The sequence below is a fragment of the Rhodovulum sulfidophilum DSM 1374 genome, assembly GCF_001633165.1.
GTDB classification, from domain to species: Bacteria; Pseudomonadota; Alphaproteobacteria; order Rhodobacterales; family Rhodobacteraceae; genus Rhodovulum; species Rhodovulum sulfidophilum.
In genome coordinates this window covers 1,550,001-1,562,941 of sequence record NZ_CP015418.1, presented here as the reverse complement: position 1 = coordinate 1,562,941, position 12,941 = coordinate 1,550,001, and the positions used below count along the sequence as shown (strand labels likewise).

The window sequence follows — 12,941 nt, the reverse complement described above, 5'->3', positions numbered from 1 at the left end:
TTGGCCCGCGCCCATCATGTCCACGCCTGGTCGATCACTCAGGAGCGGCCCATGGCCACGCTGGAGATCGAGCTCGCGCCGGGCGCGGTGGCGGAAGACGTGCGTCGCGCCGTGAAAGGCCGCGTGCGCGAGACGACCGGGACGGAACATGTGACCGTCGAGGTGGCGGCAGGCGTAGAGCGCAGGAGGGGTTAAACGCTATCCATCCCCCGGCACGAACGGGCCATGGCTGTATCCGAACAAGTCAGGCCTTCGCGCGTAGCTTCGCGAAAGCCTGGTTTGTCCAAGGTTTGTTGCTGATGTCATCGCGAGACGCAGCGGCGACAAATTTGACAGTGAGGAAGGCGCGGGCGGATTTCCCTCCCCCGACGGATGCTACACGCTGGTGCGCACGGCTGCTTCGGGTAAGTCGTACCGCGGCGTCCGTCTTTCCGTCGAAGGGCCGGTCAGGGCCGAGGCTGTGTGCAAACTCGGTCAGGCATGGACGGCGCCGGGACAAAGTTCTACCGGCGAAGCACCTACGAGATTTCTTTCTGCTGGCGGGCCGCCACGAGCTCTTACCTAGGAAGTTACTCCCCGCGGGTCTTGGAAATCTGAGTTTTCACACAGCCTCGGCCGGAAGCCGGCCTGCGGCAGCGCGGCATGACGCTTAAGCGCCTGGGGCCGCCCACTCGGGCGCTCGCTGCCCGATAGCAGATGGGGTGGATGGCTCCCGCTCCCGGCGTCGCGATGCGCCATACTGCAGGTGTCAGAATCTGCAATTGAGAGGAGCCACCCCATGCAAGTTACCACTGTCGGCCTCGACCTGGCCAAGAACATCTTTCATGTCCACGGAGTTACCGAGACCGGAGAGGTCGCCTTCAATCGGCCTTTACGCCGGGCGCAGGTGCTGGCGTTCTTCGAGCGACTGCCGCCCTGCCTCATCGGCATCGAAGCCTGCGCATCGAGCCACCACTGGGGCCGTGAGCTTACGAAGCTCGGTCATACTGTCCGGCTGATGCCGCCGATGTACGTCAAACCCTACGTGAAACGGGGCAAGTCCGATGCGGTCGATGCAGAAGCCATTTGCGAGGCCGTGACGCGGCCGACGATGCGGTTTGTCGAGATCAAGTCCGAGGACCAGCAGGCGCTTCTCTCCTTGCATCGCGCACGGGACTTCGTGGTTCGACAGCGCACTCAGTTGATCAACATGCTCCGAAGCCTGGCCGCGGAGTTCGGGATCGCCATCGCTCGGGGCGTCGCGCGGGCCATCGATTTTGCGAAAGGGATCATCGAGGGCAAGCAGTCCGGGTTCCCCGAGCTCGCCCAGGACGTTCTGCGGGTCCTCAGCCGTCAGCTGGTCGAGCTCCACAACCGCTTTCGCTGGTACGAGATCACGATGCGTATCCAGGCTCGTCTCAGCCGCCAGGCGCAACTCCTGCAGAGCATTCCCGGAGTTGGGCCGGTCACCGCCTCGGCCGTGGCCGCCACGATCGGATCGGGTCACCAGTTCAAGAGTGGGCGGGAATTTGCGGCGTGGCTTGGTCTGACACCGCGCAACCACTCCAGCGGTGGCAAGGAGCGCTTAGGGAAGATCACCAAGATGGGCGATCGGTATCTGCGTCAGCTTATCGTCGTCGGCATGACATCGCGTGTGCGGCAGGTCTCCAACCATCCGGAGCGTGCCGATCCCTGGCTGACGAAGCTGCTGCAGAGGAAGCCTGCCCGGCTCGCGACCGTCGCCATGGCGAACAAGACGGCGCGGATCATGTGGGCGGTGCTGACCAGGAACGAATCCTACCGACCTCACACAGCCTGAGACATACCGAAACAGCGAGATAGCAAGACCGACGATGTGATGGTGTACCCTTCAGCCGCAACGATCAGGAAGCTCCGCCGAATGTCCCGGGCGAAATTGCCCGCAAAGCAGATAGGAACCTGATCTGCGGATCCCATCAGGGCCAGCGGTGTGAACCGCGCAAACAGGCCGGACACAAGACTGCTTCTGAAAAGGTGCGCGAGATCATTTACGACTTGCTATGCGGGAGCCATCCACACAAGACGTTCGAGCCGGACACGATGGATGAGCGCAGGCAGCCCTAACCGGACGTGCGTCCTCCATTCGACGAAGTTCCGCTCTACGTCCTTTCATTGACCATCGCGACCCAAGCCTTGAGCCGCCATGCATCATGACTGGGCAAATTCTACCGTTTCAGTCCGGGACATGAACCGTGGTATCTGGCCTGCGCTCTAATTTGTGCCGAAACGGTGTGGATATCCCCCTTCAGGAACGCGCAAAGCCACGGCTTTTTGCAGTACTTTGCCGTCGGGATAACGTCAGCAAACTGTGCAGGCCGCTCACATCTCTGCAAGATCGATCATCGCGAGAAGCTTGAGAGTGTTGCCGAAGTAGTCTCCGTCCTCGATAGGAATGGCGGCCATGGCGGCCCAAAGAGCGTCCATCCAGACCTGATCTGAGTCCGGATCGCCGCTGCCAGCAATCGCCCCGGCGGCGAACATGGAAATCCAGCCGGGTTCTCCTGTCCACCGGCCATCCTGCGGGATGCTGCCCTCGAGCCGGTAGGTAGAGGCGATCCGGGACGGGTCCCCGCCGGTTTCGGTGCGGATCCATGCATTGATCCGCCGTAGGCGATTGGCCGCGCGAGGATCGCCGCTGACCCGGTAATCGGCCGCCAAACGATAGGGGTAGCGCAGGGCATTCCACGAATAGAACCCGTCGTAGTCCCCTTCGAGGAACTCCGCCGGGGCCGGCCGCGGATCGTCGGGCATCCCGATCATGAAATCAGGCACGAGACCGGTGCTTTGCGCGTAGGTCTCGGAAATCCGGCCCCAGACGTCATAGCCGGTGCTCCGGATCTCGGTCCACCGGGACGCATCGGAACCGGGCGCGTGGGTAAAGACTGAAAAGTTGTAGGGCATAAAATCCGAGGATCGGGAAGCCGCGTCATAGACCTCATAGCGCGCCCAGTCTCCCAGTTTGACGAGATCGTGACGGCTGATTTCACGGGCCAGAATGGCCTCACGGACCTTTGCGGCATCCTCGGCGTAGCCGCCCCATGTTTCCTGCGCCAATTGCAGCGCCAGTGCGATGTCGATGTCGCCGTCGCTGGCCGTAGTCCCGCCTTCGGGCGCGTCCTTGCAATCGCGGGTCTGGTTCCACGCCATCAGTCCAGGCCCGCTTTCGGCGGGGTGAAGCCGGAAATAGGCAAGCATCCCGTCAAAAAGAGGTTTTGCCTGGCTGTCCCGCCCCGCCATTCTGACAAGGGCGAGCATACCGTAGCCATGGGCCTCCGACACGGTGAGCGTATTGGGCACGCTATCGCCATAGGTCGGCTTCCCGTCGCCTGCTATATCGACATAGGCGCCGCCACAGCCCTCACTCAGATATACGCTCTTCCAGTCCTGCCAGAAACGATCCAGTGCGGCCCTGCGGCGGTCTTTGTCCACCGAAGGATAGATGACCGATGCATCTCCCGGCAAGACGGTCAAGGGTGGGCTAGCGGCGACGTCGTCGCCCCACACGATCAATGCCGGACATGCGATGATTGAGTATCCCAATCTCGACCAGATGCGTGTCACTTGGCGTTTCCTTTTGTAGCCTGCCTGCATGATAGTCTGAAAGATCGCCTATGCTACGGCGAAGTTCATTTCGCGCCCTCCGCTGCTCAGCGCCGCGAACGGCAGGGAGCGCCCAGGCGGTGTCACTCAGGCGCACCGCTGCAATGCCGCGTTGCCGCAGGACGCCGGAACGACTGGCGCCGCCCTCTCGGGCGCTTGCTGCCGATTGTGTTGAAAAACTCGCTTGCGGGGCCGCAGAGCACAAGCTCACGGGACATGATTCCGCTTTTCTGCGATCCGGCCTCGTAAATGGACCTTTGCTGCCCCTGTGAAGAACGGCGTTCCAAACTCAGACGACCTCTCAACCGCGGCCGGAGTTTTTCAACACAATCCGGACAAACCTGCCGCTCGGGTCCGCTGGGTCGATGTCCGCATTCGGTCCAGCGTCGGCAGGTAGGTCTATTATGTGAAGTACTTTAAGGACATCGGAACGTTGTTACTTCTCGCGGTCTTGTAGCGTCACGGCACCTTCTTTATCCTTATCCACGGTTGAAAACAGACCTTCCACGATTGTTGCGTAGCCAGCGCCCAACGCGGTTTCAAGCCATGTAATCATTTCTCTTCCTTGGTCTACCGTAAACCCGGCGCCCAAGAGATTGGTGTCCACGGCCATGATCACCGCAACATTCGCTGCGAAGACAAAGCCGGGCAACCCCACTGAAACAAGCGAAAATAAAAATAGAGCGCGATCTGCATCGTCGGAGTAGAGCCTGTTTGAAGACGAAAACCTGATGACGCTCGCAAGGGTGTATGCCGTGACAGGTAGTAGAGGAGCTCCGAGTTCAACCAATTTATCGATAGAGTCCCATTTGTATACTATTAAAGAGATCAAAAACAAGTGCCCTACAAATACGGTCATTCCTGAGATATTTCGAATAGTGCGCTTTGTGATCATTAGTTGATCTTTCTGCCAATTGCCGGATCTCTACTTACCGCGTTTAAAACAATATCTTCGCAGGAATCTTGTTGCCTGAGCGTAAACGGCATTGATCCCTGTGAAAAAAGAAGGTCAAAGTCAGTTGGCTGTTGAAAAAAATTCCTCCACTGCCCGTCACAGTCCAAGGTCACCACAGAAGGCGTTGAACTCCCATTTTTATCGCTCAGAATTGAAAAACTCGCATTCAGAGTTATTGTGATGTCGAGAAACGTGTGTTTTGCTTCACCCATTTCAGGCACGCGAGTAATGGGAAAACTGCTTAAATCGGTAAAAAAGCGAAATCTATATTTACCATCAGGGACAATTTCAGCGTAAGGAGCACCTCCAACTTTATCGCTGGCAAAGATAGAGCTGTCTGACTTATCCATTATGGAGCGGCACGTTCGGACAATAACAGCATATAGGTATCTTCGAGCAAATACGGTTTCACCTCCTGCGTCTTCTCGAAAGGAATCACAAGCACCGATATTTTTAGTTTCGATAATCTTTGGAGCAGAATTCAGTACGGGAACAAAGTTCTTCCGATCATCAAATTTTAAAAACGGCATCATCATAAGGCAGCATGCAGACATTAAGCTCACTCTGTCTGCCAAATCCGATTCGATTTGGCCGCTATTACCGAAATGGATATCCGGTGCGACACCATGCGGCGTATCTTCAACGGTTTGAGTAATGCCTGGCTGAGATGAGAAAACAATTAGGATGAATGCTATTGAGAGCATACTTTTTAATTTCATTCTCTTGCTCCAATTTCACTTGAGGCGAATAATATTTTCACCCTCATAGCAACGGAGGTCGTTGTTCCGCACCCTCAAGGTTGAGGTATTTTCTGGATGCCCCAAAACGGACCGTTGTACAGCAAAGTTTAGCGCACCTTTGGTTTCTTATACAACTGTGTCGCACCACACTTAGGTTCCGCAATTGACTAGGGAAACTCTAGGTTCAGGACTCGTTCTCTCTCAAAGCCAGAAGATTACGGTCGCAGCGAGTGCGATTGCTGAGAAGAAGGTTTGTGGGCAGCGGTCATAACGGGTTGCAACCCTCCTCCAGTCCTTGAGCCTGCCGAACATGATCTCGATCCGGTTGCGACGTTTGTATCTGCGCTTGTCGTACCGGACGGGCGTCTTGCGTTTCTTCCGGCCCGGGATGCAAGGACGTATCTGCTTGTCCTGCAAGGCTTCTCTGAACCAATCGGCATCATAGCCACGATCTCCGAGCAGCCATTTCACCTTGGGCAACCCGCTGACCAGGGCACGCGCCCCGATGTAATCGCTGACGGATCCGGCAGTCAGGAACAGGTCGATGGGCCGGCCCTGGCTGTCGCAGATGGCGTGCAGTTTCGTATTCATGCCGCCTTATCGCCCACCTCTATGCCATCCATCAGTGGCGCGTTTTGCCCCGCCCAGCCGTCAAGGATCGCATGGACGCGATCCCGGAAGGTGCCGAATTCGGGGTGGTTGCGGATGGTGCTGCGCACCTCCTCCGGCTCGACCAGCGGATCGGAATAGCCCGGGCGCGGGTTCGGCCCGAAGAGGGTGGCGCGGATGCCGGGCATGACCTCCCAGAACGCGGCGAGCCCGTCGATGTCGCGGTTCGGCACGCCGCCCTTGAGATGCGCCTCAATGTCCTGCAGGTCCTCGGGGTCGGAGCCGTCGATGTAGCGCGGGAGGTTCAGGTTGAAGTCGTTGCGCGTGATCTCGGCATAGGGGACGAGGCGGGAGTAGCCGTCAATCTCGGCCTGCCGGGTGTAGGCGTCGGTGATCTTGTGGATGTCCCGCTCACGCAGGCGGTTCTTGTTGCCGTCCTTGATGAGCCGCGTGAGGCGTCGATCATGAAAACGGGGCGCTCGGCCTCGCGCCCATGCATGATCATGTTCATCTTGGCCAGGCCGCGGGTGGTGATGTCGAATTCCTGCCCGTAGATGGTGAGCGCGACGTCGGCGGCATCAGCGGCCTTCAGGAGCAACGATCCGGAGCCACGGGTGGGGTCGTAAACGGTCTGCTTCGGGCTCGTGGCGCGACTGACACCCGCAACAGCGGCGACGACGCGTGACACCTCGGCAGGGGTATAGAACTGACCTTTGCTCTTGCCGGACTCGGTAGCGAAGTTGCGCATCAGGTATTCATAGGCGTCGCCCAGGATGTCATCGCCATCGGCCCGATTGCGGCTGAAGTTCAGCTCCTCCCGACTGAAGATGTTGATGAGCGCGGTCAGCGTCGTGACCATCTTGGCGCCACGGCCGAACTTCTCGGAATCGTTGAAGTAGGCTCGGTCGATGACGTTCTCGAGGTCGTTCGCTTCGGCGATCCCGGCGATGGCCCTGTCGATACCTTCACCGATGTCCTTGTTACCGCGGAGCTTCTTGAGGTCTTCGACGGTGCTGAAATTGCACCACATGCTCGGACACCAACTCATCCAGAGGTTGTCGTCGTCAGTTCCGGAGCCGGCTGCCGGAACGTATCTTCCGCAAGCCTAATTTTCTGACCTCTTCGCCTATGTCTTTGGGGCCGCCGCACTGCGGCAACCCGGCTAGAGTCGACCCCACCGGCCAGCATCCCCGTACCGGGGCCGCAGGACGCCTGTACCGGAGCGGGCCGCACCTCTTCACGCTGCAAGGCGCGTGGGCTCTGTGACGGGCCTCGCCCAGCTGCCCGCATTCTTGCCGGTCTCCAGCCTTCCGCCAGAGACTTCCCCTTATGTTTCAATGGGATGTCATGGAAGACCTGACCTACCGCAATGACCTTTTCGCACAAACGCTGCTGGGAAACCTGCTGGAGCACGCGCGGATCAATGGCGGAAAGACCGCCTTTTCCTTCTATGGCGGGCCCGGTGCCCCCGAAGCCACGCTGGATTTCGCAGGCCTCGAACAGAGTGTCGCCCGCATGACCGCCGCGCTTTCACGGCGTGGGCTCCAGGAACGACCGGTGATGCTCGTCTATCCCGCCGGGATCGAGTTCGCCGTGAGCTTCCTTGTCCCGTGTCTCGCAGCCCCCCCATGTCTGGATCGACGCGCAGGCCTTCGACGATGCCGAAGGCATGGTGCTGTCCTGGGATTATGACCGCACGCGCTTTCCCGAAGGCCTCGCCGCGGCGATGTTCGGTGCCTGGACCGGGCTGATCCAGCGCCTCGCCCGCGATCCGGATGCCGCGGCCTCAGCTCCGCTGCCTCTGCCCGAGGCCCAGAGCCTCGGCCGTGCGGCGGTCAATCATCGGCCTATGCCGGAGCCGCAGGCGCTGCTTTCCGATGCGGTCTTCGCCGAGGCCCGACGCCGGCCCGGCGCGGCCGCCCTGATCTGCGGCGAGGCCTCCATCAGCTTCGCCGGATTGTCCGCCGAAGCCGACCGGATTGCCGATCTGCTGCTCGCGCGGGGATTGCCGCCGGGCGGGATCGTCGCCATCGACCTGCCCCGGTCGCCGCTCCAGATCGCCTGCGTTCTGGGCGTTCTGGCCGCGGGCGGGGTCTATCTGCCCTGCGATCCCGGCTGGCTTCTTCGATCTCGACGGCGTTCAAGGTGCTACGACTCCTTTTTTTGTCATTGGTACCACCTCCGGTGGTGTCGTGCAGTATGAGGAGGCGCAAAATCTAGAGATATCCACAGGGGGCACGTTGCCGCGCGGTGCAGCACATTCAGCGTTGTCACACGACGAACCTTGGATAGGCACGAGTACGGCATCCAGTACATCGGGCATCCTACCTTGGTGCAGTCCCCTCGATGCTTAGTATCCCGCATTCTACGGCAGCGCTTCCCTAGCAGTAGTCGTCAAAGGTCTCGCCACCCTCCCATTGCAAGCCCTGGATAAGGGTGAACTCCTTCTCGGCGCCTTCCAAGGTGAAGAATGTTCCGCAGCTCTCATGGACGAAGTTTCCGGCCTCTAACGTCACTGCTGCCAGAGACCACGGCTTGATCGCGCCTTCCTCGTGCTCGCCCATGACATAGACGGCGGCCCGGTACGCGGACAAAGCGGCTTTGGCGACTTTGGTTTGGCCAAACGAAGAGATGGCGAAGACCTCGCCCTCCTTGAGGCGCTCGAAATAGACAGCCAAGGGGTTCTCGTCGTTTGGATCGGGGCACAGCGGAAACTCAGCCGGAATACGCCAGTTTCTTTGCACGGCGTTGGGAGTTTTCGAGGCCACAAGTTCTTCGACTGGTTCAGGCTCACGGACGACGCCGCGGCCGAATATCCAGTCGCCAAGCGTTCCGCCCTGTGACGGTCGATCAGATTGTGCCCATGCAAGCATGCGCTTTCGGCTGTACTCCGCTTCGGCTGGCGAGACCGTTCTCATCCATTCAAAGTCCTGGCTTAGCGTACCGTTCCGGGGCGTCCTCGGATCGGCCAGAAAATCCTCGATGCTGCCGTAAAGATACTCGACGCGCTTCGCCGTAATCGGGTTCAGGAGGATGTTTTCCAGTCGCGTAACCCAACGGAGGTTTTCTGGCCGATTATTGCGGCGGTTCGTGTCGATATGATCGACGACGTGATGCTTCGTCGGCTGGGCGCCAAGGAAAGCGGTCGCAACGATCCGATGGATTTTGTGCGAGGATATCGTCATATAGCCGTCGCTCTTGCTGGCCGTGCCGAATGTCCAGACCTCATCAAGGGGGCGCTTTCGTTTCTCAATACGAGAGCACCGAAAGACCGCTCCGTTATCACGAACACGGTATTCTTCGTCCTGATAAATGCAGGATGCCTCGCGCGCGAAGAATTCGTTTTTTTCCTGTGCCATCGTCACTGCTCCGTGAGTATTTTCTGCGGGCTACCAAGGAAGGCCTTCCCTTGCACCACACCCCGTCAAGAGAACCCGAAGTTATCCACAGGCGATCACAACCGCAGATGTCCGGCGGGGCAAGACGGCATCACCGCGCACGGATGGTCATCGGGATCAGGAAGCTGCTGATCGTCGGCATGACGTCGCGCGCCTTGATGGCCAGGAAGCATCCCGAGCGTGCCGATCTCTGGACGGCGAAGATGCTGGCCCAGAAGCCGTTCCGGCTGAATTTCCCAGGGAGCAGCTCGTTGAGCCAGCTTTGTTGTGGATGCCGGCGGCAAAGGGTGCGAGGTTTCGTGAATGGCCGCTTCCGACGTCTTGTATCGACCCAGCTGAATCTGCTCAGGTTAAGCCGCTAATGTGAATGCCTCGGCAGGCGTGCGCATGGCAAGGGCCTGATGAGGGCGGCGTTTGTTGTAGAAGCTGATCCAGTCACCGATGACGCGCATCGCGTGCTGGATGGTCTCAAAACGGTGGCGATGCACGCATTGCTCCTTCAGCGTCCGGATGAAGCGTTCGACCATGCCGTTCTGGTGGGGACAGTGTGGGGTGATGAACTCCTGCTTCAGACCGTAGCTGCGGGCGATCTTGGTGAAGTGGTGGCTGGTGAAGACCAGACCGTTGTCCGACCTCAGCAGGAACTCTTTCTCGACCTTGCCCAAAGTGCCGAACCTGGCGATCAGGGCGTGCTCGAGGGCGGCGCTGGCGGTCGTGGCTTTGCCGGACTTCGACAGATGCCAGCCCAGCAACTCTCGGTTGTGGCAGTCGATCACCAACGCCAAGGAAGCCCAGCCGTCCTTGCCCGTCCAGATACGGGCGAGATCCGTCGACCAGCGCTCGTTCGGCGCAGCCGCAACCGACGGCACGGCCTGGATGCGAGGCCGCATGCCCACGGCACGCTTGCGCACCTGCCAGCCCTTGATCTGGAAGATCCGCTGCACGGTGTTCTTGTTGAACCCCAGGAGCCAAGCCACGGTCCGATAGCCAAAGGACGGCTCTTCCTCGATCAGCTTCTTGATCGGCTCGGAAAAGCGGGCCTCGACCTTAGGCGCAGCCTTCACCGGCTTGTAGTAGACCGTCCGCCTCGGGATGCCGAACCAGGCACACAGCTTGGCGACGGACACAACGACGCCCTCGGCAATGAGGCCCTGCTGGGTGCGACGGATCAATTCCCGTCCTGCGCATCCAGCAGGGCCTGCAGCTTTTTTCGCGCCCGCAGCTCCAGCATCGCCTCTCCATAGGCTTCCTGCAGGTCCCGGAGCTGCTTCTCGTATTGCTCGCGGATGTCGAGCGGGTTGGCGCGCAGCGAGTTCTCCATGCCGCGCTTGGCATCCTCGACCCAGCCCTCGATCTCGGAGGGCGTCAGGTCGAAGGACCGGCTTGCCTCCGACGCGGTCGTCTTGCCTTGGATGATCTCGATGACGAGCGCCGTTTTACGCTTCGCCGTCAACCGCTTGATGCTGTCGTCCATCGTCTTACTCATGGCTACGTTCTCCCTTGTAGCATGAGCAGGTTTTCAGTGGGTCGATACACTGACGCCGCCGACAACGGCCGGCACCCCGGAAGGGGATCGGCTGGAAGGCATTGATAGTCTTGGAGAATTAGTGTTGGTTGCGGGGGTAGGATTTGAACCTACGACCTTCAGGTTATGAGCCTGACGAGCTACCGGGCTGCTCCACCCCGCGCCAATTCTGCGCTTGGCGAGAGCCATGCGCGTCCGTCCCATGTCTTTTTGATATAGGGACGGAACATCGAACAGAGAGTTATATGGCTCTTTCTAGGTTTGGCGGCGACCTACTCTCCCACGTCTTGAGACGCAGTACCATCGGCGCGACGGCACTTAACGGCCGGGTTCGGAATGGAGCCGGGTGTTTTGCTCGTGCTATGACCACCAAACCGAGGAAGAGCCATTCTCCAAGTCGCGTACACTGGGGTTGTGTTGCTGATGACCAGCATAGCTTGGCTATTACTGGATCAAATCAAGCCTATCGGACAATTAGTACCGGTCAACTGAACGCATTGCTGCGCTTACATCTCCGGCCTATCGACGTGGTGGTCTACCACGGTCCTCAAGGGATACCTTGTTTTGAGGGGGGCTTCCCGCTTAGATGCCTTCAGCGGTTATCCTGTCCGATCATAGCTACCCTGCACTGCCGTTGGCACGACAACAGGTCCACCAGTGGATCGTTCACCCCGGTCCTCTCGTACTAGGGGCAACTCCTCTCAAGTATCCTACACCCACGGAAGATAGGGACCGAACTGTCTCACGACGTTCTAAACCCAGCTCACGTACCTCTTTAAACGGCGAACAGCCGTACCCTTGGGACCTGCTCCAGCCCCAGGATGAGATGAGCCGACATCGAGGTGCCAAACACTGCCGTCGATATGGACTCTTGGGCAGTATCAGCCTGTTATCCCCGGCGTACCTTTTATCCGTTGAGCGATGGCCCTTCCACTCGGGACCACCGGATCACTATGGCCGACTTTCGTCTCTGCTCGACTTGTCAGTCTTGCAGTCAGGCTGGCTTCTGCCATTGCACTCAACGAGCGATTTCCGACCGCTCTGAGCCAACCTTCGCGCGCCTCCGTTACTATTTGGGAGGCGACCGCCCCAGTCAAACTACCCGCCACACAGGGTCCCGGATCCGGATAACGGACCGCGGTTAGACATCAAGCAGGAGAAGGGTGGTATCTCAAGGGAGGCTCCGCCAGAACTGGCGTCCTGGTTTCAAAGCCTACCACCTATCCTGCACATCGCATGCCTGATGCCAGTGTGAAGCTGTAGTGAAGGTGCACGGGGTCTTTCCGTCTAACCGCGGGAAGCCTGCATCTTGACAGGCAATTCAATTTCGCTGAGTCGATGTTGGAGACAGCGGGGAAGTCGTTACGCCATTCGTGCAGGTCGGAACTTACCCGACAAGGAATTTCGCTACCTTAGGACCGTTATAGTTACGGCCGCCGTTTACCGGGGCTTCAATTCGAGGCTTGCACCTCTCCTTTTAACCTTCCGGCACCGGGCAGGCGTCAGACCCTATACGTCGTCTTGCGACTTCGCAGAGCCCTGTGTTTTTAGTAAACAGTCGCCACCCCCTAGTTTGTGCCCCCGGCCCATGGTTGCCCACGAACCGGGCCTCCTTCTCGCGAACTTACGGAGGCATTTTGCCGAGTTCCTTCAACATCGTTCTCTCAAGCGCCTTGGTATGCTCTACCAGTCCACCTGTGTCGGTTTAGGGTACGGTCTGATGGAGGGCTATTTCCAGGAACCGCTCAGCGGCAAGACCAATCCGATAAGGTCTCACCACACCTGCGATCCGTCACATCCTCCTGGCCCACGAATATTAACGTGGTTCCCATCGGCTACGCTTTTCAGCCTCGCCTTAGGGGCCGGCTTACCCTGCTCAGATTAGCTTTAAGCAGGAACCCTTGGACTTTCGGCGTGAGGGTCTCTCACCCTCATTGTCGCTACTCATGTCATCATTCTCGCTAGTGATCGCTCCACCGGTGCCTCACAGCCCGGCTTCACAGCCAAACCCGTTCCTCCAATCCGCCCGAGGGCGGTAAGGAGGAGTGGGTTTTTTCACACTACGCTCCGCTACCACTGCATATGCAGTCCTAAGC

At 59.0% G+C, this 12,941-nt stretch carries 12 protein-coding genes, 1 tRNA gene, 2 rRNA genes and 1 pseudogene (1 of these 16 only partly in view); 4 read left to right on the top strand and 12 right to left on the bottom strand.

The features are described from left to right. Window positions 1–51: 51 nt before the first annotated feature. Window positions 52–195, top strand: a complete 144-nt coding sequence (locus A6W98_RS20290; protein ID WP_231098322.1) for a hypothetical protein — start codon at window positions 52–54, stop codon at window positions 193–195. 583 nt (window positions 196–778) lie between these two features. Next, entirely contained in the window at window positions 779–1,798 is a 1,020-nt protein-coding gene (locus A6W98_RS07375) for an IS110 family RNA-guided transposase (protein WP_042456306.1), read from the top strand. A 539-nt stretch (window positions 1,799–2,337) separates the two neighbouring features. Here the strand turns inward: A6W98_RS07375 and A6W98_RS07370 are convergent. The 6 genes and pseudogenes from A6W98_RS07370 to A6W98_RS07350 all read right to left on the bottom strand — a co-directional run bounded on the left by A6W98_RS07370 (window position 2,338) and on the right by A6W98_RS07350 (window position 6,952). After that, window positions 2,338–3,579, bottom strand: a complete 1,242-nt coding sequence (locus A6W98_RS07370; protein ID WP_231098393.1) for a glycosyl hydrolase family 8 — start codon at window positions 3,577–3,579, stop codon at window positions 2,338–2,340. A 475-nt stretch (window positions 3,580–4,054) separates the two neighbouring features. Continuing rightward, window positions 4,055–4,513: a hypothetical protein gene (locus A6W98_RS07365; protein WP_042459730.1), complete on the bottom strand. Its 459-nt coding sequence runs from the start codon at window positions 4,511–4,513 to the stop codon at window positions 4,055–4,057. Further along, window positions 4,513–5,292, bottom strand: a complete 780-nt coding sequence (locus tag A6W98_RS20985) for a hypothetical protein (RefSeq protein ID WP_155734747.1) — start codon at window positions 5,290–5,292, stop codon at window positions 4,513–4,515. Before A6W98_RS20985 ends, A6W98_RS07365 begins: the two co-directional genes overlap by 1 nt. A gap of 222 nt (window positions 5,293–5,514) precedes the next feature. Then, window positions 5,515–5,910: pseudogene (locus A6W98_RS07360) on the bottom strand (IS5 family transposase); the annotation flags it as partial. Continuing rightward, on the bottom strand, window positions 5,901–6,317 hold the full coding sequence (locus A6W98_RS21900) for an N-6 DNA methylase (protein WP_231098437.1): 417 nt from the start codon (window positions 6,315–6,317) through the stop codon (window positions 5,901–5,903). The gene A6W98_RS21900 and the pseudogene A6W98_RS07360, both read right to left, overlap by 10 nt. Further along, a complete protein-coding gene (locus A6W98_RS07350; RefSeq protein WP_052677971.1) occupies window positions 6,227–6,952 on the bottom strand; it encodes an N-6 DNA methylase in 726 nt (241 codons plus the stop codon). Before A6W98_RS07350 ends, A6W98_RS21900 begins: the two co-directional genes overlap by 91 nt. Window positions 6,953–7,269: 317 nt before the next feature. Here A6W98_RS07350 and A6W98_RS20980 point away from each other — a divergent pair, with 317 nt between their 5' ends. After that, window positions 7,270–7,614, top strand: coding sequence for a hypothetical protein (locus A6W98_RS20980; protein WP_155734746.1), 345 nt, complete (start codon window positions 7,270–7,272; stop codon window positions 7,612–7,614). After that, on the top strand, window positions 7,592–8,125 hold the full coding sequence (locus A6W98_RS07345) for an AMP-binding protein (protein WP_155734745.1): 534 nt from the start codon (window positions 7,592–7,594) through the stop codon (window positions 8,123–8,125). The genes A6W98_RS20980 and A6W98_RS07345 overlap by 23 nt, the downstream gene beginning before the upstream one ends. Before the next feature lie 178 nt (window positions 8,126–8,303). On the opposite strand, the gene A6W98_RS07340 is transcribed toward A6W98_RS07345, so the two are convergent. The 6 genes from A6W98_RS07340 to A6W98_RS07310 all read right to left on the bottom strand — a co-directional run. Then, entirely contained in the window at window positions 8,304–9,281 is a 978-nt protein-coding gene (locus A6W98_RS07340; protein WP_042459721.1) for an HNH endonuclease signature motif containing protein, read from the bottom strand. A gap of 389 nt (window positions 9,282–9,670) precedes the next feature. Next, window positions 9,671–10,492: an IS3 family transposase gene (locus tag A6W98_RS07330; RefSeq protein WP_042456999.1), complete on the bottom strand. Its 822-nt coding sequence runs from the start codon at window positions 10,490–10,492 to the stop codon at window positions 9,671–9,673. Next, window positions 10,489–10,806 (bottom strand): DUF1153 domain-containing protein, encoded by a 318-nt coding sequence (locus tag A6W98_RS07325; protein WP_042456997.1) that lies wholly within the window; start codon window positions 10,804–10,806, stop codon window positions 10,489–10,491. Before A6W98_RS07325 ends, A6W98_RS07330 begins: the two co-directional genes overlap by 4 nt. A gap of 125 nt (window positions 10,807–10,931) precedes the next feature. After that, window positions 10,932–11,008, bottom strand: a tRNA-Met gene (locus A6W98_RS07320). A 96-nt stretch (window positions 11,009–11,104) separates the two neighbouring features. Further along, window positions 11,105–11,219: ribosomal RNA gene (gene rrf / locus A6W98_RS07315) — 5S ribosomal RNA — on the bottom strand. A gap of 79 nt (window positions 11,220–11,298) precedes the next feature. Beyond that, a 23S ribosomal RNA gene (locus A6W98_RS07310) occupies window positions 11,299–12,941 on the bottom strand (it continues 1,183 nt past the right edge of the window).

What these genes read in the sequence shown, in the direction of transcription:
- A6W98_RS20290 (WP_231098322.1), top strand. Translation starts at nt 52, where the DNA reads ATGGCCACGCTGGAGATCGAGCTCGCGCCGGGCGCGGTGGCGGAAGAC.
- A6W98_RS20980 (WP_155734746.1), top strand. Translation starts at nt 7,270, where the DNA reads ATGGAAGACCTGACCTACCGCAATGACCTTTTCGCACAAACGCTGCTG.
- A6W98_RS07325 (WP_042456997.1), bottom strand. Translation starts at nt 10,806, where the DNA reads ATGAGTAAGACGATGGACGACAGCATCAAGCGGTTGACGGCGAAGCGT.
- A6W98_RS07365 (WP_042459730.1), bottom strand. Translation starts at nt 4,513, where the DNA reads ATGATCACAAAGCGCACTATTCGAAATATCTCAGGAATGACCGTATTT.
- A6W98_RS07345 (WP_155734745.1), top strand. Translation starts at nt 7,592, where the DNA reads ATGGTGCTGTCCTGGGATTATGACCGCACGCGCTTTCCCGAAGGCCTC.
- A6W98_RS07375 (WP_042456306.1), top strand. Translation starts at nt 779, where the DNA reads ATGCAAGTTACCACTGTCGGCCTCGACCTGGCCAAGAACATCTTTCAT.
- A6W98_RS20985 (WP_155734747.1), bottom strand. Translation starts at nt 5,292, where the DNA reads ATGAAATTAAAAAGTATGCTCTCAATAGCATTCATCCTAATTGTTTTC.
- A6W98_RS07350 (WP_052677971.1), bottom strand. Translation starts at nt 6,952, where the DNA reads ATGTGGTGCAATTTCAGCACCGTCGAAGACCTCAAGAAGCTCCGCGGT.
- A6W98_RS07340 (WP_042459721.1), bottom strand. Translation starts at nt 9,281, where the DNA reads ATGGCACAGGAAAAAAACGAATTCTTCGCGCGCGAGGCATCCTGCATT.